The sequence below is a fragment of the Streptomyces sp. NPDC094147 genome, assembly GCF_044764265.1.
Classification (GTDB): domain Bacteria; phylum Actinomycetota; class Actinomycetes; order Streptomycetales; family Streptomycetaceae; genus Streptomyces.
Genome location: NZ_JBIWHT010000004.1, coordinates 145065 through 166912 on the forward strand (window position 1 = coordinate 145065; position 21848 = coordinate 166912).

At 72.4% G+C, this 21848-nt stretch carries 21 protein-coding genes and 1 tRNA gene; 14 read left to right on the forward strand and 8 right to left on the reverse strand.

Annotated elements, in window-relative coordinates; translation table 11 throughout:
* Positions 1–5 precede the first annotated feature (5 nt).
* Genes ACIQ8J_RS09735 through ACIQ8J_RS09750 form a run of 4 tightly spaced genes read left to right on the forward strand, consistent with a single transcriptional unit; the run spans position 6 to position 4941 of the window.
* Complete coding sequence (locus tag ACIQ8J_RS09735; protein WP_403265812.1) at positions 6–1502, forward strand: APC family permease; 1497 nt, start codon at positions 6–8, stop codon at positions 1500–1502.
* Positions 1503–1530: 28 nt separating this feature from the next.
* Positions 1531–3174, forward strand: coding sequence for an amidohydrolase (locus ACIQ8J_RS09740; protein ID WP_403265815.1), 1644 nt, complete (start codon positions 1531–1533; stop codon positions 3172–3174).
* 46 nt (positions 3175–3220) lie between these two features.
* Positions 3221–4306: an S-(hydroxymethyl)mycothiol dehydrogenase gene (locus tag ACIQ8J_RS09745; protein WP_403265818.1), complete on the forward strand. Its 1086-nt coding sequence runs from the start codon at positions 3221–3223 to the stop codon at positions 4304–4306.
* Positions 4306–4941, forward strand: coding sequence for an MBL fold metallo-hydrolase (locus ACIQ8J_RS09750; RefSeq protein WP_403265820.1), 636 nt, complete (start codon positions 4306–4308; stop codon positions 4939–4941). Before ACIQ8J_RS09745 ends, ACIQ8J_RS09750 begins: the two co-directional genes overlap by 1 nt.
* Positions 4942–5032: 91 nt before the next feature.
* Here the strand turns inward: ACIQ8J_RS09750 and ACIQ8J_RS09755 are convergent, their stop codons facing one another.
* The 4 genes from ACIQ8J_RS09755 to ACIQ8J_RS09770 form a co-directional block, all read right to left on the reverse strand.
* A complete protein-coding gene (locus ACIQ8J_RS09755) occupies positions 5033–5953 on the reverse strand; it encodes an amidohydrolase family protein (RefSeq protein ID WP_403607786.1) in 921 nt (306 codons plus the stop codon).
* A gap of 35 nt (positions 5954–5988) precedes the next feature.
* Positions 5989–6300, reverse strand: coding sequence for an L-rhamnose mutarotase (locus tag ACIQ8J_RS09760; protein WP_403265825.1), 312 nt, complete (start codon positions 6298–6300; stop codon positions 5989–5991).
* A complete protein-coding gene (locus ACIQ8J_RS09765; RefSeq protein WP_403265827.1) occupies positions 6297–7241 on the reverse strand; it encodes an aldo/keto reductase in 945 nt (314 codons plus the stop codon). The genes ACIQ8J_RS09760 and ACIQ8J_RS09765 overlap by 4 nt, the downstream gene beginning before the upstream one ends.
* Before the next feature lie 70 nt (positions 7242–7311).
* On the reverse strand, positions 7312–8262 hold the full coding sequence (locus ACIQ8J_RS09770; protein WP_403265830.1) for a pseudouridine synthase: 951 nt from the start codon (positions 8260–8262) through the stop codon (positions 7312–7314).
* A 197-nt stretch (positions 8263–8459) separates the two neighbouring features.
* Between ACIQ8J_RS09770 and ACIQ8J_RS09775 the strand changes: the two genes are divergently transcribed.
* Positions 8460–9986, forward strand: a complete 1527-nt coding sequence (locus ACIQ8J_RS09775; protein ID WP_403265833.1) for a beta-ketoacyl-[acyl-carrier-protein] synthase family protein — start codon at positions 8460–8462, stop codon at positions 9984–9986.
* A 68-nt stretch (positions 9987–10054) separates the two neighbouring features.
* Here ACIQ8J_RS09775 and ACIQ8J_RS09780 read toward each other — a convergent pair.
* Positions 10055–10142, reverse strand: a tRNA-Leu gene (locus ACIQ8J_RS09780).
* 186 nt (positions 10143–10328) lie between these two features.
* Between ACIQ8J_RS09780 and ACIQ8J_RS09785 the strand changes: the two genes are divergently transcribed.
* From ACIQ8J_RS09785 to ACIQ8J_RS09795, 3 genes are all read left to right on the forward strand, one after another.
* Positions 10329–11660 carry a M20/M25/M40 family metallo-hydrolase gene (locus ACIQ8J_RS09785; RefSeq protein WP_329466065.1) on the forward strand — a complete coding sequence of 444 codons (1332 nt, stop codon included), beginning with the start codon at positions 10329–10331 and terminating at the stop codon, positions 11658–11660.
* Between the two features lie 200 nt (positions 11661–11860).
* Positions 11861–12094, forward strand: coding sequence for a chaplin (locus ACIQ8J_RS09790; protein WP_403265836.1), 234 nt, complete (start codon positions 11861–11863; stop codon positions 12092–12094).
* A gap of 140 nt (positions 12095–12234) precedes the next feature.
* Positions 12235–13050: a chaplin gene (locus ACIQ8J_RS09795; RefSeq protein WP_403265839.1), complete on the forward strand. Its 816-nt coding sequence runs from the start codon at positions 12235–12237 to the stop codon at positions 13048–13050.
* Positions 13051–13138: 88 nt separating this feature from the next.
* On the opposite strand, the gene ACIQ8J_RS09800 is transcribed toward ACIQ8J_RS09795, so the two are convergent.
* Positions 13139–13327: a DUF5703 family protein gene (locus ACIQ8J_RS09800; RefSeq protein ID WP_189827295.1), complete on the reverse strand. Its 189-nt coding sequence runs from the start codon at positions 13325–13327 to the stop codon at positions 13139–13141.
* A 47-nt stretch (positions 13328–13374) separates the two neighbouring features.
* Here ACIQ8J_RS09800 and ACIQ8J_RS09805 point away from each other — a divergent pair, with 47 nt between their 5' ends.
* Entirely contained in the window at positions 13375–14052 is a 678-nt protein-coding gene (locus tag ACIQ8J_RS09805) for a hypothetical protein (RefSeq protein WP_403265843.1), read from the forward strand.
* A 58-nt stretch (positions 14053–14110) separates the two neighbouring features.
* Here ACIQ8J_RS09805 and ACIQ8J_RS09810 read toward each other — a convergent pair whose 3' ends face one another.
* Positions 14111–16372: a helix-hairpin-helix domain-containing protein gene (locus ACIQ8J_RS09810; protein WP_403265846.1), complete on the reverse strand. Its 2262-nt coding sequence runs from the start codon at positions 16370–16372 to the stop codon at positions 14111–14113.
* Complete coding sequence (locus ACIQ8J_RS09815) at positions 16369–17352, reverse strand: aldo/keto reductase (RefSeq protein ID WP_403265849.1); 984 nt, start codon at positions 17350–17352, stop codon at positions 16369–16371. The genes ACIQ8J_RS09810 and ACIQ8J_RS09815 overlap by 4 nt, the downstream gene beginning before the upstream one ends.
* Before the next feature lie 158 nt (positions 17353–17510).
* Between ACIQ8J_RS09815 and ACIQ8J_RS09820 the strand changes: the two genes are divergently transcribed.
* The 5 genes from ACIQ8J_RS09820 to ACIQ8J_RS09840 all read left to right on the forward strand — a co-directional run bounded on the left by ACIQ8J_RS09820 (position 17511) and on the right by ACIQ8J_RS09840 (position 21815).
* Positions 17511–18566, forward strand: a complete 1056-nt coding sequence (locus tag ACIQ8J_RS09820) for an LLM class F420-dependent oxidoreductase (protein WP_403265852.1) — start codon at positions 17511–17513, stop codon at positions 18564–18566.
* A 219-nt stretch (positions 18567–18785) separates the two neighbouring features.
* Positions 18786–19565 carry a ferritin-like domain-containing protein gene (locus ACIQ8J_RS09825; protein WP_403265855.1) on the forward strand — a complete coding sequence of 260 codons (780 nt, stop codon included), beginning with the start codon at positions 18786–18788 and terminating at the stop codon, positions 19563–19565.
* A 119-nt stretch (positions 19566–19684) separates the two neighbouring features.
* On the forward strand, positions 19685–20371 hold the full coding sequence (locus ACIQ8J_RS09830; RefSeq protein ID WP_403265858.1) for a histidine phosphatase family protein: 687 nt from the start codon (positions 19685–19687) through the stop codon (positions 20369–20371).
* Between the two features lie 68 nt (positions 20372–20439).
* The gene (locus ACIQ8J_RS09835; protein ID WP_344375820.1) at positions 20440–21030 is read left to right on the forward strand and encodes a DUF3090 domain-containing protein; all 591 of its coding nucleotides are present in this window, start codon (positions 20440–20442) and stop codon (positions 21028–21030) included.
* Entirely contained in the window at positions 20994–21815 is an 822-nt protein-coding gene (locus tag ACIQ8J_RS09840; protein ID WP_403265862.1) for an SCO1664 family protein, read from the forward strand. The genes ACIQ8J_RS09835 and ACIQ8J_RS09840 overlap by 37 nt, the downstream gene beginning before the upstream one ends.
* The last annotated feature ends 33 nt before the right edge of the window (positions 21816–21848 follow it).

Consider the following 21848-nt stretch of genomic DNA (forward strand, 5'->3'; position numbering starts at 1 on the left):
CGACCGTGCGCACTCCCTACGGCAGTGACCCACCCGTTCTACACAAGAGCCTCGGTGTCCTCGACGGCGTCGCCATCGCCGCCTCCTCCACGGCTGCCACCACCAGCATCGGCATCGGTCTCGGCGTCACGGCGGGCGCCGTGGGCCTGCACCTGCCGATCGTCATGCTGCTCGCGTTCATGCCGATCCTCGGCATCGCGAGCGCCTACACCCGGCTCAACAAGGTCGAGCCCAACATGGGCAGCGGCTATGTGTGGGTCGGCCGCTCGCTCAGCCCCTGGCTGGGCTTCCTGACCGGCTGGATCGCCATCGTCTCGACCGTCGTCTTCCTCTCCTACACCACCGCCGTCACCGGCTCCGCCCTGATCCAACTGGCGGGCGAGGCGGGCCTGCACGAGCTCGGCGGGCTGCGCCTGAACCCCGACTCCACGGCCCAGTCCACCGCCATCGGAATCGTCGTCCTGGTCGCCGTCACCTTCACCGCCGTCGTCGGCACCCACTCCGCCGCCACCCTCCAGAAGTGGCTCCTGGTCTTCGAGTACGCGGTACTGCTCGGCTTCTGCGGCTACGGACTCTTCAAGGGCCCGCACCCCTTCAGCCTCGACTGGCTGAACCCGTTCACCATCCCCTCGGGCCAAGCCCTCGCCCAAGGGCTGCTGCTGTCCGTCTTCTGCTTCTGGGGTTTCGAGTCGACCTTCAGCGTGAACGAGGAGATCCGCGACCCGCAGGACGCCTCCAAGGCCGGACTCATCACCCTGTTCACCATGCTCGGCCTGTTCCTGCTCGGCTCCTTCGCCTTCCAACGGGTGCTCTCCGCCGATGAGTTGGTGGGCCACGGCGCCCAGGGGCTCACCTTCTTCGGCGACCGGCTCGCCTCCCAGCCGCTCGCCGCGCTCCCGCTGGTCGCACTGACCTTCTCGGCCGTCGCCTCGCTCCAGTCCGGTGTCATCCCCACCGTGCGCGGCATGTTCGCGATGAGCCGCGACCGCACGCTGGGCCCGCTCTGGCTCAAGGTCAGCCCCAGGTACGGGACTCCGGCGGCGGGCACGATCGCGATCGGCTGCGTCGCGGCGGCCATCGCCGTCCTCTCGCTCCTCATCTCCAAGATCGGCGACCTGATCCTGGCCTCCGTCAACGCGATCGGGATCGTGGTGTCCCTCTACTACGCGCTGACCGCGCTGGCCGCCGCGAGCCGCTTCCGCGGGGCGCTGCGGGAGAGCGTGGGCGAGGCCGTGCGCGCCGTCGTCGTCCCGGTCCTCAGTGCCCTGTTCCTGCTCGGCCTCGGCGGCTACCTCGGCTGGACCTTCTACACCTCCGCCGACCACTTCGAAGTCAGCCCCGACAACGGGTGGTTCATGCTGTTCTGCCCGGCGGTGATGCTGCTCAGCGGCTTCGTCGCCGCGGCCTGGGCCAAATGGGTAAGGAAATCCCCGTACTTCGTCACCGGCCTTTCGGCCATGGAATCGGACCCGGCGCCGCTCGGCGCCCCCGAAGCCGCCTGAACCACCCCCGTACAGAATGGATCCGTACATGCGCCACACCCCCGCCGACCTCGTCTTCACCGGCGGCCCGGTCCTCACCCTGGACGCCGCCCGCTCCCGCGCCACCACCGTGGCCGTCACCGGGGAGCGCATCACCGCCGTCGGCCACGACGAGGTGCGCGAGCTGATCGGCCCGAGGACCGAAGTCGTGGACCTCGCGGGCAAGTTGCTGATCCCCGGCTTCCAGGACGCCCACGTCCACCCGGTGTCGGCGGGCATCGAGCTGGCGCGCTGCGACCTCACGGGCACCCGTACGGCGGCCGACACCCTGGCGGCCGTACGGGCCTACGCCGACGCCCGCCCCGACCGGGAGTGGATCACCGGCGGCGGCTGGTCCATGGAGGCCTTCGACGGCGGCAGCCCCACCCGGGACCTCCTCGACCGGGTCGTGTCCGATCGGCCCGTCTACCTCCCCAACCGCGACCACCACGGAGCCTGGGTCAACACCCGCGCCCTGGCCCTCGCCGGGATCACCCGTGACACCCCCGACCCCGCCGACGGCCGCATCGAGCGCGACACCTCCGGCGAGCCGACCGGGCTGCTCCAGGAGGGCGCCATGGACCTGGTCGGCCGGCTCACCCCCCGCTCCACCCCCGCCGAACGCCTCGCGGCCCTGCTGCGCGCCCAGGCGCACCTCCACTCGTACGGGATCACCGCCTGGCAGGACGCGATCGTCGGCAGCTTCGGTTCGATGGACGATCCGGCGGACGCCTACGCGGCCGCCGCCCGCGACGGCTCGCTGACCGCCCGGGTCGTCGGCGCCCTGTGGTGGGACCGCGAGCGCGGCGCCGAGCAGATTCCCGAACTGGTCGAGAAGCGGCGCGAGTTGAGCCACGGGCGGTTCCGCGCCGGATCGGTGAAGATCATGCAGGACGGCGTGGCGGAGACCGGCACCGCGGCGTTGCTCAGCCCGTACCTGGACGCCTGCGGCTGCGCCACCGCCAACTCCGGCACCAGCTTCGTCGACCCGGCTCAACTCCGCTCGTACGTCACGCAGTTGGACGCGCTCGGCTTCCAGGCCCACTTCCACGCGCTCGGCGACCGGGCCGTGCGCGAGGCGCTGGACGCGGTGCAGGCGGCCCGCGAGGCCAACGGGTGGACCGACACCCGGCCGCACCTCGCACACCTCCAGATCGTCCACCCCGACGACATCGACCGCTTCCGCCGACTCGGCGCCACCGCCAACATCCAGCCCCTGTGGGCCGCCCACGAACCCCAGATGGACGAGCTGACCATCCCCTTCCTCGGCAAGGAACGGGCCGCCCGGCAGTACCCGTTCGGCGCGCTGCTCCGCTCCGGGGCGACCGTCGCCGCCGGCTCCGACTGGCCGGTCAGCAGCCCCGACCCGATGCACGGCATCCACACCGCCGTGAACCGGATCACCCCCGAGGAGGAGGGCCCCGTCTTCCTGCCCGAGCAGCGGATCACGCTGACCGCCGCGTTCGCCGCGTACACGGCGGGCACGGCCCATGTGAACCACCTGGACGACACCGGCTCGATCCGGGCGGGCGCCCTCGCCGACCTGGCGGTGCTCGACCGGGACCCGTACGCGGGCCCGCCGGAGGAAATCGGCGCGACCCGTGTGCTGCGGACCTACGTCGGCGGCCGACCGGTGCACGACGCCACCTCATAAGGTGTATCCCTGATACACCCGACGGCACGGAACAGGGAGTGACGGCATGTCGCAGCAGGTCCAAGGGGTCATCGCACCGGGGAAGAACCAGCCCGTACGGGTGGAGACCATCGTGGTGCCCGACCCGGGCCCCGGCGAGGCGGTCGTGAAGATCCAGGCCTGCGGCGTCTGCCACACCGATCTGCACTACAAGCAGGGCGGCATCAACGACGACTTCCCGTTCCTGCTCGGCCACGAGGCGTCCGGGATCGTGGAGTCGGTGGGCGCGGGCGTCACCGATGTCGCGCCCGGCGACTTCGTGATCCTCAACTGGCGTGCGGTGTGCGGCAATTGCCGGGCCTGTCTGCGCGGCCGCCCGCAGTACTGCTTCAACACCCACAACGCGCGGCAGAGGATGACGCTGCTCGACAGCACCGAGCTGTCGCCCGCCCTCGGCATCGGCGCGTTCGCCGAGAAGACACTGGTCGCGGCGGGCCAGTGCACCAAGGTCGACCCGGCGGTCTCGCCGGCGGTGGCGGGCCTGCTCGGCTGCGGTGTCATGGCCGGGATCGGCGCGGCCATCAACACCGGCAACGTCGGCCGGGGCGACTCGGTCGCCGTCATCGGCTGCGGCGGTGTCGGCGACGCGGCGATCGTGGGCGCCCGGCTCGCGGGCGCGGCGCGGATCATCGCCGTCGACATCGACGACCGCAAACTGGCGACGGCCAGGACGATGGGCGCCACGCACACCGTCAACTCCCGCACCCAGGACGCCGTCGAGGCGATCCGCGAGCTCACCGGCGGCAACGGCGCGGACGTCGTGATCGAGGCGGTGGGCCACCCCGAGACGTACAAGCAGGCCTTCTACGCCCGCGATCTGGCGGGCACGGTCGTCCTGGTCGGCGTGCCGACCCCGGAGATGACCCTGGAACTGCCCCTGCTGGACGTCTTCGGCCGCGGCGGCGCCCTGAAGTCCTCCTGGTACGGGGACTGCCTGCCGTCCCGGGACTTCCCGATGCTGGTCGATCTGCACCAGCAGGGCCGGATCGACCTCGGGGCGTTCGTCACCGAAACGATCGCGCTCGATGAGGTCGAGAAGGCCTTTGAGCGGATGCACGAGGGTGATGTGCTGCGCTCGGTGGTGGAGTTCTGATGACCGTTCGCGCACGTATCGATCATTTGGTCACGTCCGGCACGTTCGCTCTCGACGGCGGTAAGTGGGACGTCGACAACAACGTGTGGATCGTCGGCGACGACGAGGAGGCCGTCGTCATCGACGCGGCCCATGACGCCGAGGCGATCCTGGCGGCGCTCGGCGGCCGGACGCTGAGGGCGATCCTCTGCACCCATGCCCACAACGACCACATCGACGCGGCCCCGGCCCTGGCGGAGGCGACCGGCGCGCCGGTCCTGCTGCACCCGGACGACCTCCCGCTGTGGAAGCAGACCCACCCCGAACGCCTCCCCGACACCGAACTGGCCGACGGCCAGCGGGTGTTGGTGGCCGGAGCGGAACTGGAGATCCTGCACACCCCGGGCCACGCCCCCGGCGCGGTCTGCCTCTACGCCCCGTCCCTCGGCACGGTCTTCACCGGCGACACCCTCTTCGCCGGCGGCCCCGGCGCGACGGGCCGCTCGTTCTCCCACTTCCCGACGATCATCGACTCGATCAAGTCCCGGTTGCTGACGCTTCCGCCGGAGACGGTGCTGCGTACGGGGCACGGGGACGCGACGACGATCGGGGCGGAAGCGGCGCACTTGGAGGAGTGGATCGCCAAGGGGCATTGAGCGCTCTGCCGACTGCGCGGTCGGCCGGCTGCGGGCTGTCGGCGGCCGGCCGCGCAGTTCCCCGAGCCCCTAGGGGGTGCCGGGCGGCACATCAAGCTCTGGTCGGCGAAACAGGCTCACCCACCCCGTACACCCCCCGAGCCGTCCCCCCGAAAACCGCCCCGCGTTCGCCCGCGCTCAACCCCGCCATGAGCTCCCGGGCCGCATCCAGCACACCCCCGTACGACGCGGCCAGCCCGCACACCGGCCAGTCCGACCCCCACATCAACCGCCCCGCCCCGAACGCGTCGAGCACCGTCTCCGCGTACGGCCGAAGATCCCGCACGGCCCACCGCGCCCACGACGCCTCCGTCACCATTCCCGACAGCTTGCACACGGTGTTGGGCAGCGCCGCGAGCGCGCGGACCGCCGAAGCCCAGGGCTCAAGGGTCCCCGACGCGATGGGCGGCTTCCCCAAGTGGTCCAGTACAAAGGTGAGTTCGGGGTGCAGCGCGGCGGCCCGCACACAGGCGGGCAGCTGCCGGGCCATCACCACCAGGTCGTACGCGAGCCCCGCCGACGCGACCGCCCGGAGCCCGCGCCGCACGTCGTCGCGCAGCAGCCACTCGGGATCCCGCTCCCCCTGCACCTGGTGCCGGATCCCCACCAGCCGTCCACCACCGGGCAGTTGACACAACCGGGCCAGTTCATCGGCGACGCCGGGCACGGTGAGGTCGGTCCAGCCGACTACCCCGGCGACGAGATCGCTGCCGTCCGCGAGCGCCAGGAACTCCGGGGTCTCCTCGGCCACGGCCACGGTCTGGACGAGTACGGCCGCCGTGACCCCGGCGGATGCGGTCTCCGGCCGGAGATCGTCAAGGGTGAAGTTCCGTCGGAGCGGGGCTAGTTCGGGCCCCTTGATCCAGTCCTGGTCGCGGACGCCGAGGTCCCACACATGGTGGTGGGCATCGACGAAGCCCGCCTCCCGCGCGGGGTGAGGGGCATCCGAGGCATCCAGGAGGGCCTCACCCATGTCGTGCGGGGCGTCGACGCCCCTCCGGCCGCCCCTCACAGCTCCCACACCGCCGGAAGCCCCGCCCCCGCCCCTTCGGTCGAATAGTCGTGCACGACATCGAGCAGTTCGCCCATCCGGGCCTGCCAGGCGGCATTCGCCGGCAGTCTTGCCAACTCGCTCAGCAGATGTGCGTAATCCGAGCACTCGATCACGTGGAACAGCTCGGTGCCGCTGCGCCAGATCGTCCAGGAGGTGGCCCCGGCGGCCTTGATCGCGGCTGTGAGTTCCGGTGGCACCTCCCGGTGCGCGGCCTCGTACTCCTCGATCCGGTCGGCCCGGACCCGGGTGTGCAGCGCGACCCTCATATGCCCAGCTCCTCCCAGAGTTCCTCCGGTACCGGCGTCGCGAACATGGCGGCGGTGTCCCGGACTTCGGCCGCCGAACGCGCCCCGGCCAGCACGCTCGCCACCGCCGGGTGCCGCAGCGGAAAGGCCAGCGCGGCGGCCCGCAGGGGAACGCCGTGGCCCGCACAGACCGCCTTGATCTTCAGGGCCCGTTCGAGGAGCTCCGGGGGAGCGGCGGTGTAGTCGTACGTCGCCCCGGGCCGCGGATCGGCCAGCAGCCCGGAGTTGAAGACGCCGCCCACCACGACGCTCCGGCCGCGAGCCAGGGCCTCCGGCAGCAGTTCGTCCGCCGCACGCTGGTCGAGGAGCGAGTACCGCCCGGCGCACAGCACCGCGTCCACATCCGATTCGCGCAGGAAGCGGGTGAGCAGCTCCGTCCGGTTCATCCCGGCCCCTATGGCCCGTACGACGCCCTCCGCGCGCAGCCGCTCCAGCGCCGGGTAGGCCTCGCGGAGCGCCTGCTCGCCGTGGTCGTCCGGATCGTGCAGATAGACGATGTCGATCCGGTCGAGCCCGAGCCGCTCCAGACTGGCCGCGATGCTGCGGCGCACACCGTCCGCGCTGAAGTCCCAGCGGCGCCGGTGCGTGGCGGGGACCGCGAAGCCCTCCGCGAGATCGTCCCCGCCGCCCTCCCGGGGCTCCAGAACGCGGCCGACCTTCGTGGAGAGCGTGTAGGTGTCGCGCGGCCGGTCGCGCAGCGCGGCCCCGATCCGGCGCTCGGAGAGCCCGAGTCCGTAGTGCGGGGCGGTGTCGAAGTAGCGGACGCCCGCGTCCCAGGCGGCATCGACGGCACCCCGGGCCGCCTCGTCGCGGAGCGGGGTGAACAGGTTGCCGAGTGCGGCGCCGCCGAGGGACAGAGCGGTCACCGGGCAGTCGCCGGCACCCAGCGAGGTAGCACGCATGCCCGCATATTTATCAGACCTTTGCGCGGTTCAGGCACCCCCGAGGCCCCAATTTCCGTACGCGAAAGCCCTATTGATCCGATGTCTGGGTGCTGGGCCATTCCGCCAGCCGCAGCCCGCTCTCAAACCTGCGGACCCGGCCGTCCACCGGATCGGTGAACTCCAGGACTCTGGCGAGCAGTTGCAGCGGCGCCCCGAAGTCCTCGGGATCGGGCTCCGGCAGAACCGCCGGATACACCGGGTCGTTGAGGATCGGCAGGCCGAGCCCGCTCATGTGGACCCGCAGCTGATGGGTGCGGCCGGTGGCGGGCAGCAGGCGGTAGCGGCCGAGCCCGCCGCGCCGCTCGGCCAGCTCGATCCGGCTCTCCGCGTTCGGCTCGCCCGCCTCCTCGCGGGCGGCGATCACCCCGCGCTCCTTCACGATCCGGCTGCGCACGGTCACGGGCAGCGCCACATCGGGGTCGTACGCCGCCACCGCCTCGTACTCCTTGCGCACCCGGCGGCCGCTGAACAGATTCTGGTAGGCGCCCCGGTCCTCGGGCCGCACCACGAACAGGGCGAGTCCCGCCGTCAACCGGTCGAGCCGGTGGGCGGGCTGGAGCGCGGGCAGCGCCAGATCCCGCCGCAGCCGGGCCACCGCCGTCTCGGTGATGTGCCGGCCCCGTGGCGTGGTGGCGAGGAAGTGCGGCTTGTCCGCGATCACGATGCGCTCGTCGCGGTACACGATGCCCACCTCGAACGGCACCGGCAGCTCCGGCGCGAACTCCCGGTGGAACCACACATGCGTCCCGGCCCGGTACGCCTCCGCCCCGCTGAGCACCCCCTCGGCCCCGACGAACCGCCCCTCGCGCAGCATCGCGGCCACCCGCTCGGCACCGATCGCGCCCTCGAACCGGCCCACCAGATGATCACCGACTGTCGCCCAGGCCCCCGCCGGATCGGCGGGCAGCCGTACACGCACCGGATCGATGCCGTCGCGCTGCGGAAGCGGGGCGGCCGGGGTCCTGGATCTGCGTCTCACGGAACCAGAGAACCCCACCCCGGCCCGCAGAAGCAAGGGAATCCCAGGTCAGCAGCGTTCCCCGGGCGGATACCGGCCGGGGCGGAGGAGTGGGGCGGCTCTCCCGCCCTGCTTTCCGCGCAATGGAGAGGCATGCTGCCAGAGGGGATGAACAGCCGGATATCCATGTATGCCGTACATGAGGCTGAGAGGCAGTGATGAACGAAGAGTCGGTCATGGGCGGCAAATGCTGTCTGCTCACCACGGGTGAACTGATGCCCGGAGACGTCATCGAGACGGATCCGGACGGCCCCTGGCTCGTGGTGGTGCGCACCGCGCCCGCGACCGAGACGAAGACCAGGCTGCACCTGCGCCCACTGACCGGCGGCCCCGACGTGGAGCGCGTACTGCCGCGCTATGAACGCCAGGTCGTCCGTACGTCCCGGGCGGACCCGGCCGATCTGCCGCAGCCCGTGGAGCGCGAGGCCCCCCGGCACCGGCGGGTCGTGGTGACCGGCCTGGGTGCCGTCAGCCCGCTCGGCGGCGACGTGCCGGAGCTGTGGCAGGGGCTGCTCGAAGGCCGCTGCGGGGTCTCGGTGGTGACGGGCCCGGACTACGACGGGCTGCCGGTACGGCTCGCCGCCCGAGCCGCCGTCGAGCCCGCCGCGCTGTTCCCGAAGCCGGTGGCGCGCCGGATGAACCGCTCCACCCAGTTCGCGGTGCTCGCCGCCCGCGAGGCCTGGCGGGACGCGGGACTCGACCTGTCGGGGACCGTGGCCAGCGGCCTGCGCCCGTCCCGTACCGGAGTGTCGATCGGCACGATCATCGGCGGGGCGCCCGTCCTGGTCGAGAGCAGGCTGACCCTCATCGAACGCGGGCCGCGCGCGGTCTCCCCGTACACCACACCCATGACCGCGCCGTCCGCGTCGGCCGCCCAGATATCCAAGGACCTCGACATCCGCGGCGAGGCAAGAACCGTGGTGTCCGCCTGCGCGTCCGGTACGGAGGCGATCGGGCAGGCCATCGACGCCATCCGTTTCGGGCGGGTCGACCTCGTCGTCGCGGGCGGCGCCGAGGCCGTGATCACCCCGGAGATCCTCGCCTCGTTCGCCGCGCTGCGGGCCGTGTCGAGGCGCAACGACCAACCCGCCGAAGCGTCAAGGCCGTTCGACGCCGGGCGCGACGGGTTCGTGCTGGGGGAGGGCGCCGGCGTACTCGTCCTGGAGGACGAGGAGCACGCCCGCGCGCGCGGGGCCCGCGTCTACTGCGAGGCGGCGGGCTGGGGCCTGTCCGCGGACGCCTTCCACATGGCGGCCCCCGAACCCCACGGCCGCGGCATCGAGGCCGCGCTGCGGGCCGCCCTCGCGGACGCGGGGGCCACCCCCGCCGACGTGGCGCACGTCAACGCGCACGCCACCGCGACGGTGGAGGGAGACCGCACGGAGGCCCGCGCCCTGGGCCGCCTGTTCGGCCGCCACACCCGCGACATCCCGGTCACCGCCAACAAGGGCGCCCTGGGCCACCTCCAGGGCGCGGCGGGCGGAGTCGAGGCCATCGCTGCGGTACTCACGCTGCGGGACGGCCTGATCCCGCCGACCGTCGGCTGCGACGAGCCGGAGGAGGGCCTGGGCCTGGACATAGTGCGGTCCACCCCGCGCCCGCTCCCGCCGTGCGGCGACATAGTCCTGAGCAACTCGTTCGGCTTCGGCGGCCACAACGCGGTGCTTGCCTTCCGCCGGATGTGAACCCCGCGGGGCGGAGCCGCCGTACAACAAGAAGTCCCCGCGATCGCTGTGCGACCACGGGGACTTGCTGGTGTCCGAGGGGGGACTTGAACCCCCACGCCCGATAAAGGGCACTAGCACCTCAAGCTAGCGCGTCTGCCATTCCGCCACCCGGACAAGGTGTCTGTCTCGCGGGCCGTGCCCGTTCCGACGTGGAAAACAATAGCAAACATCTCGGGGTGCTCGATCACCCCCCTGGCCTGCATGAACACCGGATGCCGGCGGGAAGCTGCCCTTGGGTGCCGGGGAGCGGCGGGGGAGGATGGGGGCGGACCACACGGAGCGACAGCGGGAGGAAGCAGCGTGAGCGAGTCGAGCACGACCCGGACCGGCGGTGTGACCGGTGAGGACGAGGTCGTCGACCTCTGCCGCGATCTGATCAGGATCGACACCAGCAACTACGGGGACCACTCCGGGCCGGGGGAGCGCGCGGCGGCCGAGTACGTCGCGGAGAAGCTCGCCGAGGTCGGCCTCGAACCGCAGATCTTCGAATCGCACCGGGGCCGGGCCTCCACCGTCGCCCGGATCGCGGGCGAGGACCCGTCGCGGCCCGCGCTGCTCATCCACGGCCACACCGACGTCGTACCGGCCAACGCCGACGACTGGACGCACCACCCCTTCGCCGGTGAGATCGCCGACGGCTGCGTGTGGGGCCGCGGCGCGGTCGACATGAAGGACATGGACGCGATGACCCTCGCGGTCGTACGGGACCGGCTGCGCAGCGGCCGCAAGCCCCCGCGGGACATCGTGCTGGCCTTCCTCGCCGACGAGGAGGCGGGCGGCACCTACGGGGCGCGCTTCCTCGTGGACAAGCACCCCCAGCTGTTCGAGGGCGTCACCGAGGCGATCAGCGAGGTCGGCGGGTTCTCCTTCACCGTCAACGAGAACCTGCGGCTCTACCTGGTGGAGACGGCCCAGAAGGGCATGCACTGGATGAAGCTGACCGTGGACGGCACCGCCGGGCACGGCTCGATGATCCACAAGGACAACGCCATCACCGAGCTGTCCGAGGCCGTCGCGCGGCTCGGCCGGCACAAGTTCCCGGTGCGCGTGACCAAGACGCTGCGGCACTTCCTCGACGAACTCGGCGACGCGCTCGGCACCGAGCTCGACCCGGAGAACATGGACGAGACGCTCGCCAAGCTCGGCGGCATCGCCAAGCTCATCGGCGCCTCGCTCCAGAACACCGCCAACCCGACCCAGCTGGGCGCCGGTTACAAGGTCAACGTCATCCCGGGCCAGGCCACCGCGCACGTGGACGGCCGGTTCCTGCCGGGGTACGAGGAGGAGTTCCTGGCCGATCTGGACCGGATCCTCGGGCCGCGCGTCAAGCGCGAGGACGTCCACGCGGACAAGGCGCTGGAGACCACCTTCGACGGCGCCCTGGTCGACGCGATGCAGACCGCGTTGCAGGCCGAGGACCCGATCGCGCGCGCCGTGCCGTACATGCTCTCGGCCGGAACCGACGCCAAGTCCTTCGACGACCTCGGCATCCGGGGCTTCGGCTTCGCGCCGCTGAAGCTGCCGCCGGAGCTGGACTTCGCCGGGATGTTCCACGGCGTGGACGAGCGGGTGCCGGTCGACGGCCTGAAGTTCGGCGTACGGGTCCTCGACCGCTTCATCGACGCTTCGTGACCCCCGGGTGCCGCGTGCGCCCCGGGAGCACCCCGGGCATCGGAGCCGCACCGAAACGACCCTCCAATAATCGTTTGAACGTGCGTATTTGACTGAAAAGAGTGAATGAACTCATACGCTCGTAGCTCCATAACTTTCTCCTCGTTACAGGGTGTGCGGTCCGCGGCTGGGATCGCACATATGCCAACAAGGAGGAAGTAATGATCAAGAAGGTCGTCGCTGCTGCGGCTGTCACTGGTGGTCTGGTTCTCGCGGGTGCGGGGCTGGCTGTCGCCGACGCGGGTGCCGAGGGTGCCGCTGTGCACTCCCCGGGCATCGTGTCGGGCAACGTCGTCCAGGCGCCCATCCACATCCCGGTGAACGTGTGCGGCAACACGATCTCCGTGGTCGGGCTGCTGAACCCCGCCTTCGGCAACACCTGCGTCAACAAGTGACGTTGTGCCTCAACCCGTGAGGGTTTGAGCCCGGCGGCCCCGGAGTGCGCGCCATGCACTCCGGGGCCGCCCGGCATTTCATCCCGGGCGCAACGGCGCAGCCGGGCTTTCCGGAAGAGCAGAGGGCAGGGAACGAATCTATGCGACAGGTCACCCGCAAGGGACTGATCACCATGGCGGCCGCGACCGGCGTCATCGCCATGGGCGGCGGCGCCGCGCACGCCGACTCGACGGCTCACGGCAGTGCCTCGAACTCGCCGGGCGTACTGTCCGGCAACGCGGTGCAGGTCCCGGTGCACGTGCCGGTCAACGCCTGCGGCAACACCGTCAACGTGGTCGGTGTGCTCAACCCGGCGTTCGCCAACCACTGCGCCAACAAGGGCGGCGGGGGGCACGGCGGCGGGGCCACCGCAGGCGGCCGCACCAGCGACTCGCCGGGCATCGGCTCCGGCAACACCGTCCAGGTGCCCATCGACGTACCGGTGAACGCCTGCGGGAACAGCGTGAGCGTCGTGGGCGTCGGCAACCCGGCGTTCGGCAACGACTGCGTGAACGGCGAGGGCGGCCGGCCGGGCCACCCCGGTCACCCGGGCCACCCCGGTCACCCGGGCCACCCCGAGCACCCGGGCCAGCCCGAGCACCCCGGGCAGCCGGGGCAGCACCAGCCGCCGTGCCAGCCCGGACAGCCGGGGCAGCCGGGGCAGCCGGGGCACCCCGGTGTCCCGGAGCACCCGGTCAGCCCGATCGCGCACCACCCGGCCAAGCCCGCGGTGCCCGCGACGCCCGCCGCTCCCGGCACGCCCGGTGCCCCCGGCACGCAGGCCGTGACCGCACCGCACGCCCCGGCCGCGCTGGCGCACACCGGCGCCGAGGGCCTGGGCTTCGCCGCCCCGGCCGCCGCGGGCCTGCTGCTCGGCGGAGCGGTCCTCTACCGCCGCGGACGCTCCGCGCAGTAGTCCTCGAAGCCCCGGCGTACCGCGGTCATGACGGAGCGGGCCCCGCAGTTGCGGGGCCCGCTCCGTTCGTGCCGCACGCTCGCCACTGTCACCACGTGGCTCGCAGCTGGCGGATGATCCGCCTGCGCAGCCGCACTCTGCGGCTGCCGTCCCGGCGCAGACTCAGTCGGTCCAACTCCCAGTGTCCGTACTCGGCATGGTCGGTCAGCAGACGCGTCGCCTCCTTGCGGGACACCCCGCGCGGCACGTACACGTCGACAAATTCGTATTCCGGCATCGCATCTATTGTGCGGGCAGAGGCCCGGTACGGATAGCGTCTGCACTATGTCTGATGCTGCGCAGCCCACCGCTGCCGAGGTACGTGCCGCCGCCGAGGCGGTCAAAGCCGCGCTGGACCGTCACCTCGATGCGGTGGAACGCCGCACGGGGGACGACGATCCCGCCGTGTACGAGGCGTTCAACGCGCTCGCCGCGGCGGCCGAGGCCTACGACGAGCGGCTCTACGACCGGTACGACGAGGTCACCCCCTTCGAGATCCCCGGCGCCGACGACTCCCTGCCGCCCTACGCGGGCCCCGAGGAACCCAACGCCCTCAGCGTCCTGATCCGGCGCGACTACGCCGTGGCCGAGCCTCAGCGGCTGCTCGCCCAGGCCCAGCGGATCGCCGATCTCGACCCCGAAGCGGACGGGACGGACGACGCCGCGCGCACCGCGGCCGTCGTCGGGAGCAGCGTCCACGCCGCGCTCGGCGTGCTGTTCGGCGAGTACGAACCGGATGAAATCGCCTCCCGGCACAAGGAGTTCGGCCTGGAGGAGGGCGATTCCACCTTGTGGGTGGCGGCCGCCGACGAGCTCCCGGAGCCGGGCGAGTGGCTGAGCACGCCCTTCGACCACGCCGATCCGCAGCGGGTGGTGTGCCGCTTCGATGTGAGCGCCGTCTTCGACGAGGAGGAACTGGCGGACGACCTCGACGACGGGGACGACCTCCAGCCCACCCCCTGACACGGCAAAGGCCGCGCACCCCGGGAACCAGCGGGTGCGCGGCCTTTGCCGTGTGCGGCTACTCCCCGGTCTTCAGGAGGCCGTGCAGGAGCGGGGCGAGGCGGGTCGTGCGCGGGGCCGGGAGGATCTCCGCGACCGCCCGCGGCAGCGCCTGGTCCACTCCGTGAACGACGGACAGATGCCGCTCGGCGCGGCCGAACGCCGTATAGACCCAGGCCCTGCTGAGCCCCTGCGCCGCGTCTCCCGGCAGCACCACGACCACCGCGGGCCAGCGCATCCCGGCCGCCTGGTGCGCGGTCAGCGCCCAGCCGTGCCGCAGCGCCGACTCGACCCGCTCCTTCGGTACGAGGACGGGGGTGCCGGCGCAGTCGAGCCGCAGGCCGTCCGCGTCCGCCCCGACGACCGTGCCCGTGACCGTCCGGCCGGGGGCCTGTGCGTACGCCACCCGGTCGGCCGGGTCGAAACCGCCGAAGCGGCCGGGGCCCGGGTTCAGGCGCTGCTTGAGGGCCGCGTTCAGCGCGCGGGTGCCCGCCGAGCCGCCGTGGCCGACCGTGATGACCTGGGTCTGCCCGGCGGGGATGCCGATCGCCCGGGGGATCGAGTCGGCGAGGAGCTGCACGCTGCGGTGCACGGCCTCGCCCGCGTCCCGCACCGGGACGATGACGACCTCCTTGCCGGGTGCCTCGACCTGGTTCAGCTCGCCGACGCCGATGCCCGAGACCAGTTCGCCGACCGGCCCCGGATCGGGCATCCGGGAGGCGACCACCGGGCAGACCCGGGCGGCCAGGACATCGGCGAAGACCCTGCCCGCGCCCGCGGAGCCGAGCACTCCGGGGTCCCCGCTCAGCACCAGCCGGCAGCCGTCGGGCAGCGACTCCACCAGCACGGCAGCGGTCTCCACGTCGAGCTGCGGCGCGTCCTGCACCACCAGGACGTCCAGGGCCAGCGCGCCCTCCGCGTCCCGGCCCGGCCCCGCGTCGGAGAGCAGTCCGGCGACGGTGAACGCGGCCAGCGGGCCGGTCAGTTCGGCGAGGCGGCGCTGTCCGTCCGCCGTGTGCGCGGCGGCCGCGGCCCGCAGCCCCGCCGCCGCGGCAGCCGTCACCACGGCCGCCGACTCGGCGCGCGCGGCCTCGCCGCCGGTGTGCGCCACCAGGCCGCTGTCCGCGACCGCGCGGATCAGCTCGCCGCCCTCGGGCCAGGCCGAACCGTCGTCCCGCACCGGCGAGTTGAGCAGCCGGGCGAGCCCGTCGGCCAGGCTCTCCTCGGCCAGTGCGTACCGGTCGAGCCCCAGCAGCACCTCGACCGGCTCCGCGGGTTCCGCGGGCTCCTCGCCGCCCTCCGCGGCCTCCGGCTCGTCCGCAACACCGTCCTGGAAGACCAGCACCACGCCTTCGGCGACCGCCTGCTGCACCGCTTCGTCCGGATCGGGCACGGACCGCGCCGCGAGGGCCTTGCGCACATCGTCGGCCGCCAGTGCCGTGTGTCCTTGCAGGGCCGCCTGCTCAAGGATCCAGCCCACCAGCGCGGCACCCCTGCGCTCGTCGTCCGGCCGGCATTCGGCGCCGAGCAGCGCCCTGGCGAAGCCGTCGGCCTGCTCGGGCCGCACGCCGGGCACGGACAGCAACTGCCAGGGGTCAGCGCCGAGCAGCTCGGCCGCCTGCTCGCCGAGGGCGCCGGTGACCTGGGCGGCCAGCGCCTCGGGAGCGCCACCCCGGGTCAGTACGTCACGTACGGAGGCGAGGGCCTCGGCCGAAGTGGTGGGCGGCTGGGCGGGTTCGGGTGCCCGGGGGCGTACCGGGGCGGCTTCCGGGGTGGGCGCGGGCTTGCGGGGGGCGGGCGCCGGGCCCGCGAAGAACGCGGCCCCCGACTTCTCGCCGCTCTCCACCGCCCGTACCGCCGCCAGGAGGTCGGCGGCCTGCCCGCTCAGCTTGGTGCCGGCCGCGATCGGCGCCTCCTTCTCCGCCTTGCGCTGCTCGATCCTGGCCCGCAGTTCGCGCTGAGCGGCCAACTCGGCCGCCGCCTCGGAGACTTCGGGCGCTCCCGCGTGCGTCGCCGTGTCTGCGTCTGCGCCTGCGTCCGCCTCCGTGTCTGCGCCTGCGTCCGCGTCCGTCTGCGCGTCCGCCCCCGTGTCTGCGTCCGTCTCCGTGTCCGCCGTCGCGGACTCGGCCGGGGTTTCGGGTTCGGCGCCATCCACGGCGGTTTCGTCGCCGGCCGCGGCCTTCGCGTCGGCGGCCGCCTCGGTGTGGTCCGGCGCCACCTCCGCCTCGGCGGTGTCGTCGGCCGTGGATCCAGGGGCCGAGCCCTGGGGAAGCGCAGTCACAGCGTGCTCCAGTCCTGATCGGGATAGCGGTGCACGGGCGCCGACACGTCGTCCAGCGCCTGGCAGATCTCGTCAGGAAGACTAAGCGCCTCCACTGACAACGCGGCCGCGAGCTGGTGCGCGTTGCGCGCGCCGACGATCGGCGCCACCACTCCCGGCCGGTCCCTCACCCATGCCAGCGCCACCTGAAGGGGTGTCGCGGCGAGCCCGTCCGCCGCTATCGACAGGGCCTCGACGATCCGGCTCGCCGCGTCGTCGAGATAGGGCGCGACGAACGCCGAGAGTCCCTCCGACGCACCCCGCGAGTCCGCGGGTGTCCCCTGCCGGTACTTCCCGGTGAGCACCCCCCGCCCGAGCGGCGACGAGGGCAGCAGGCCGATGCCCAGGTCCAGGGCGGCCGGCAGGACCTCGCGCTCCACTCCGCGCTGGAGCAGCGAGTACTCCATCTGGGTGCTGGCGATCCGGGTCCGCGTGCCGGGCGCGGCGAGCTGCCAGGTCCCGGCCTTGGCGAGCTGCCAGCCGCTGAAGTTGGAGATCCCCGCGTACCGCGCCCGCCCGCTGGCGACCGCGATGTCCAGCGCCTGGAGGGTCTCCTCCAGTGGGGTCTCGCGGTCGAAGGCGTGCACCTGCCAGAGGTCGACGTAATCGGTCCCCAGCCGCTCCAGCGAGGCGTCGAGGGCATGGAGCAGATGGCCGCGCGAGCCGTCGAAGCGGTGGTCCCGGTCGGGCACGCTGCCCGCCTTGGTCGCGATCACCAGGTCCCTGCGCGGCACGAGCCGCTCCATCAGCTGCCCGAGCAGATACTCGGCGTCCCCGCCGCCGTACACGTCCGCCGTGTCCACGAGCGTGCCGCCCGCACCCCAGAAGCCCTTGAGGAGATCGGCGGCATCCTGCTCGCCGACGTCCCGGCCCCAGGTGAGGGTGCCGAGCCCGATCCGGGATACGCGCAGGCCCGTGCGGCCGAGATGCCTCTGCTCCATGGGCGCTGAGATTACTGGCCAGGGGCCAACAGGAAGAGAGCCTGTGGACAACTCGGCCCTGCCGCATCGCGCCACCGCGCGCTAGAGTCCGGGACACAGGGACATTACTCATGAGTAAGACGCGTGGGTACGGGTCAAGACGAGTAAGGGGATCGGCCATGCGGCTCGGCATCAACCTCGGCTACTGGGGCGCGGGAATGGACGGCGACAACCTCGCCGTCGCCAAGGAAGCGGACCGGCTCGGCTACGACGTCTGCTGGGCCGCCGAGGCCTACGGCTCGGACGCGCCGACCGTGCTCGCCTGGGTCGCCGCCCAGACCGAGCGCATCGACGTCGGCTCCGCGATCCTCCAGATCCCGGCCCGCCAGCCCGCCATGACCGCGATGACGGCCGCCACCCTCGACTCCCTCTCCGGCGGCCGCTTCCGCCTCGGCCTCGGCGTCTCGGGACCGCAGGTCTCCGAGGGCTGGTACGGCGTCAAGTTCGACAAGCCGCTGGCCCGCACGCGGGAGTACGTCGAGATCGTACGCAAGGCGATGACGCGGGAGCGGCTCTCCTACGAGGGCGAGCACTGGACGCTGCCGCTGCCCGGCGGCCCCGGCAAGCCCATCAAGCTGACCGTGCACCCGCAGCGCGAGCACATCCCGCTCTACATCGCCGCGATCGGCCCGAAGAACCTGGAGCAGACCGGCGAGATCGCCGACGGCGCGCTGTTGATCTTCCCGGCCGCCGAGCACATCGAGGCCACCGCGATCTCCCACATCCGCACGGGCCGCGAGAAGGCCGGCCTCACCATGGACGGCTTCGACGTCTGCCCCACGCTGCCGATCGCGCTCGGAACCGACGCGGACGTCTCCGCGCTGGCCGACATGTTCCGCCCGTACACCGCGCTGTACGTCGGCGGCATGGGCAGCCGCAAGCAGAACTTCTACAACCAGCTCGCGCAGCGCATGGGGTACGAGAAGGAGGCCGCCGAGATCCAGGACAAGTACCTCTCCGGCGACAAGGCGGGTGCGGCCGCCGCCGTACCGCAGCAGCTGATCGACTCGACCACGCTGCTCGGCTCGGTGGAGCGGATCGCCGACCGGATGCGCGCGTACGCCGCGGCCGGTGTCACCACGCTGACCCTGGCGCCGGCCGGCTTCACGCTCGACGAGCGGCTCGCCGCGCTGCGGGCGGGCACGGACGCACTGGAGCGCGCGGGCCTCGCGTAAAGGGGGGCTCTGCGGCCGTGGTGGGGGCTCGGGGGGTCTTCCCCGCCACGGCCGTCACACCTATCAACGTGACGCCGCGCCCGGTGGTTACGGCGCGGCGGGCACCGCACATTCCTTCGTTCGGCCCAGCGGAGCAGGACCCCTGTTGCCGCCGCGGGTCCGCCGCATTTGACTCGGTTTCTGCAGAGTCCGCGTGCGGCGCACCCCGGAGGTTCAGCGATGCTCTCGGCCAAGAGCCTGTTCCAGGAGATCCTCGGCGACGACGAGTCGTTCCGGCTCTTCTGCTCCATCGCGGCCAGCGGGGAGTCGCAGGGCGGCTGGGAGAACGGCCGGATCGCCGCCCTCCTGCCCGAAAGCTGCCGCGCCCTGGCCCCCAAGGCGGCCCGGCACGGCGCCGACGAGGACAAGCACGGGCGGATCTTCCAGGCGCTGATGAAGCAGCGTGGGCTGAGCCCCGTGGGCGTACCGCGCGAGACCGACTACACGCTGCTGCTCGAACAGCACGGCATCGGTCTGGGCCACGGCCGGCTCAGACGCGAGGAGCCGCTCACCGAACGGGACGTCATCGTCTACCTCGCCCACAGCCGGGTCACCGAGCAGCGCGCCTCCGAGCAGATGGAGTTGCTGCGTAAGCACTTCGGGGACGACCCCGGCATCGGGCGCGCGGTGCGCATGATCTCCGCCGACGAGAACAACCATCTGGCCTACTGCCACGAGGAGTTGCTGCGCCTCGCCCGCGCCGGGCACGGCCCCACGATCCAGCGGGTGCTGCGCGAGTGCGCGCTCGCCGAGATCCGGGTGTACCGCGACGTCAGCCTCGCCGTGATGGCCCACATGGGGCGGATCCTGGGCTGGCCGCGGGGCAGGGCGGTGGTGCTGGCGGCGGGGATCCACGCGGTGTACGCGTACGAACGGCTCGGGGGGTGGCGGCGGATGGTCAGCCTCTCCATGCCGGAGCGCCGCGATGCGCTGGGGGCTCGCGCGGTGGAATTCGCCTAGCTCGGCACCCTGCCCGGGGGCGCTGCCCCCAGACCCCCCGCTCCTCGAACTCCCCGGCATCGTCCCTTGACCGGGAGCCGCCCGCACCCGTGGTCCACCGGGCGCCTAGGCTGGCGGTCATGGCCACGCTGATCCTCGTACGCCACGGACGTTCCACCGCCAACACGGCGGGGGTGCTGGCCGGCTGGACGCCGGGTGTCGCCCTCGACGAGCGCGGCAGCGCCCAGGCCGCCGCCCTGCCCGCCCGGCTGGCCGCGGTGCCGCTCGCCGCTGTCGTCACCAGCCCCCTGCAACGCTGCCGGGAGACCGTGCAGCCGCTCCTCGACGCCCGTCCCGAGGTGCCGCTGCACAGCGAGGACCGGATAGGCGAGTGCCACTACGGCGACTGGTCGGGCGGCAAACTCTCCGAGCTCGCCGGTGAACCGCTGATGGAGGTCGTGCAGCAGCACCCCTCCAACGCGGTGTTCCCCGGCGGCGAATCGATGCGCGCCATGCAGAACCGGGCGGTCGAGGCCGTACGGGACTGGAACGCGCGGATCGAAGCCGAGCACGGTCCCGACGCGGTCTACGCCATGTGTTCGCACGGCGACATCATCAAGTCCGTCGTGGCGGACGCCCTCGGCATGCATCTCGACCTCTTCCAGCGCGTCTCGGTCGAACCGTGTTCCCTCACCGTGATCCGCTACACCCGGCTGCGGCCGTTCCTCGTGCGCCTCGGGGACACCGGCGACCTCGCGTCGCTGGTCCCGCGCGGGACGCCCTCGGCGGAACAGGCCGAGGTCGGTGGCGGTGCGGGAGCACCGTGATCGCCGGGCGCAGTAGGGTGGACGCGCCGAAATCCGCTGCTCCAACTCCGAACTAGGGAGACCAGAACGTGTCCCGTCAGGTGTTCTTCTACGACCCGCCGGACCGTTTCGTGGCCGGCACGGTCGGGCTGCCCGGACGCCGTACGTTCTTCCTCCAGGCGTCCGCGGGCAGCCGCACCACCAGCGTCGCCCTGGAGAAGACCCAGGTCGCGGCCCTCGCCGAGCGGATCGACGAGCTGCTCGACGAGGTCGTGCGCCGGACCGGAGGAAACGCTCCTGTGCCGGCCGTGGCCCCGCCCGACGTCACGGACACCGCACCGCTCGACTCACCCGTCGAGGAGGAGTTCCGGGTCGGCACCATGGCGCTGGCCTGGGACGGCGACGAACAGCGCATGATCATCGAGGCGCAGGCCCTGGTCGAGCTCGACGCGGACACCGAGGACGACCTCGCCGAGGCCGAGGAGCGGATGCTCCAGGACGAGGAGAACGGCCCGCCGATGCTGCGGGTGCGTCTGACCGGAGCCCAGGCCCGCGCCTTCGCCAAGCGGGCCCTGGACGTCGTGAACGCGGGCCGGCCGCCGTGCCCGCTGTGCAGTCTGCCGCTCGACCCGGAAGGACACGTATGCCCGCGCCAGAACGGATACCGTCGCGGAGCCTGACCACCGCCGAGCTGCTCGCCAAGGGCGAACTCACGGTCCTGGGACGGATCCCCGAGGCGTCCAACGCGGTGCTGTACTGCTCGGTCGCGTACGGGGACGAGAGCGCGGAGTGCGTCTACAAGCCCGTCGCCGGTGAACGGCCCCTGTGGGACTTCCCCGACGGCACCCTCGCCCAGCGCGAGGTCGCGGCGTACGAGGTGTCCCTGGCGACCGGATGGGATCTGGTGCCGCCCACCGTGCTGCGCGACGGGCCCCACGGCGAGGGCATGGTGCAACTGTGGATCGAGCCCGTCGAGGGGGACTCCGGACTGCTCGCGCTCGTCGAGGACGAGGAACCGGGCGAGGGCTGGAAGGCGATCGGGTTCGCCGAGGTCGGCGAGGGGCGCACCGCGCTGCTGGTGCACGCCGACGACGAGCGGCTGCGGCGGCTCGCGGTGCTCGACGCGGTGATCAACAACGGCGACCGCAAGGGCGGGCATCTGCTGCCCGCGCCGGGCGGGCGGCTGTACGGGATCGACCACGGGGTCACGTTCAACGTGGCCGACAAGTTGCGGACGCTGTTGTGGGGGTGGGCGGGGGAGCCGCTGACCGCCGAGGCGGTGGACGTTCTCGGGGCGCTGGCCGAGGGGCTCGCCCCTGGTGGGGCGCTGGGCGTCCGGCTGGGGGAGCTGATCACCCAGGCGGAGCTCGATGCCGTGCGCTCCCGGGTGGCCGCGCTGCTGGACGCCGGGGTGCACCCCAGCCCGTCGGGGGAGTGGCCCGCGATCCCCTGGCCGCCGGTCTGAGCAATTCCCCACCCCGCCCCTTCCCGAAAGCCT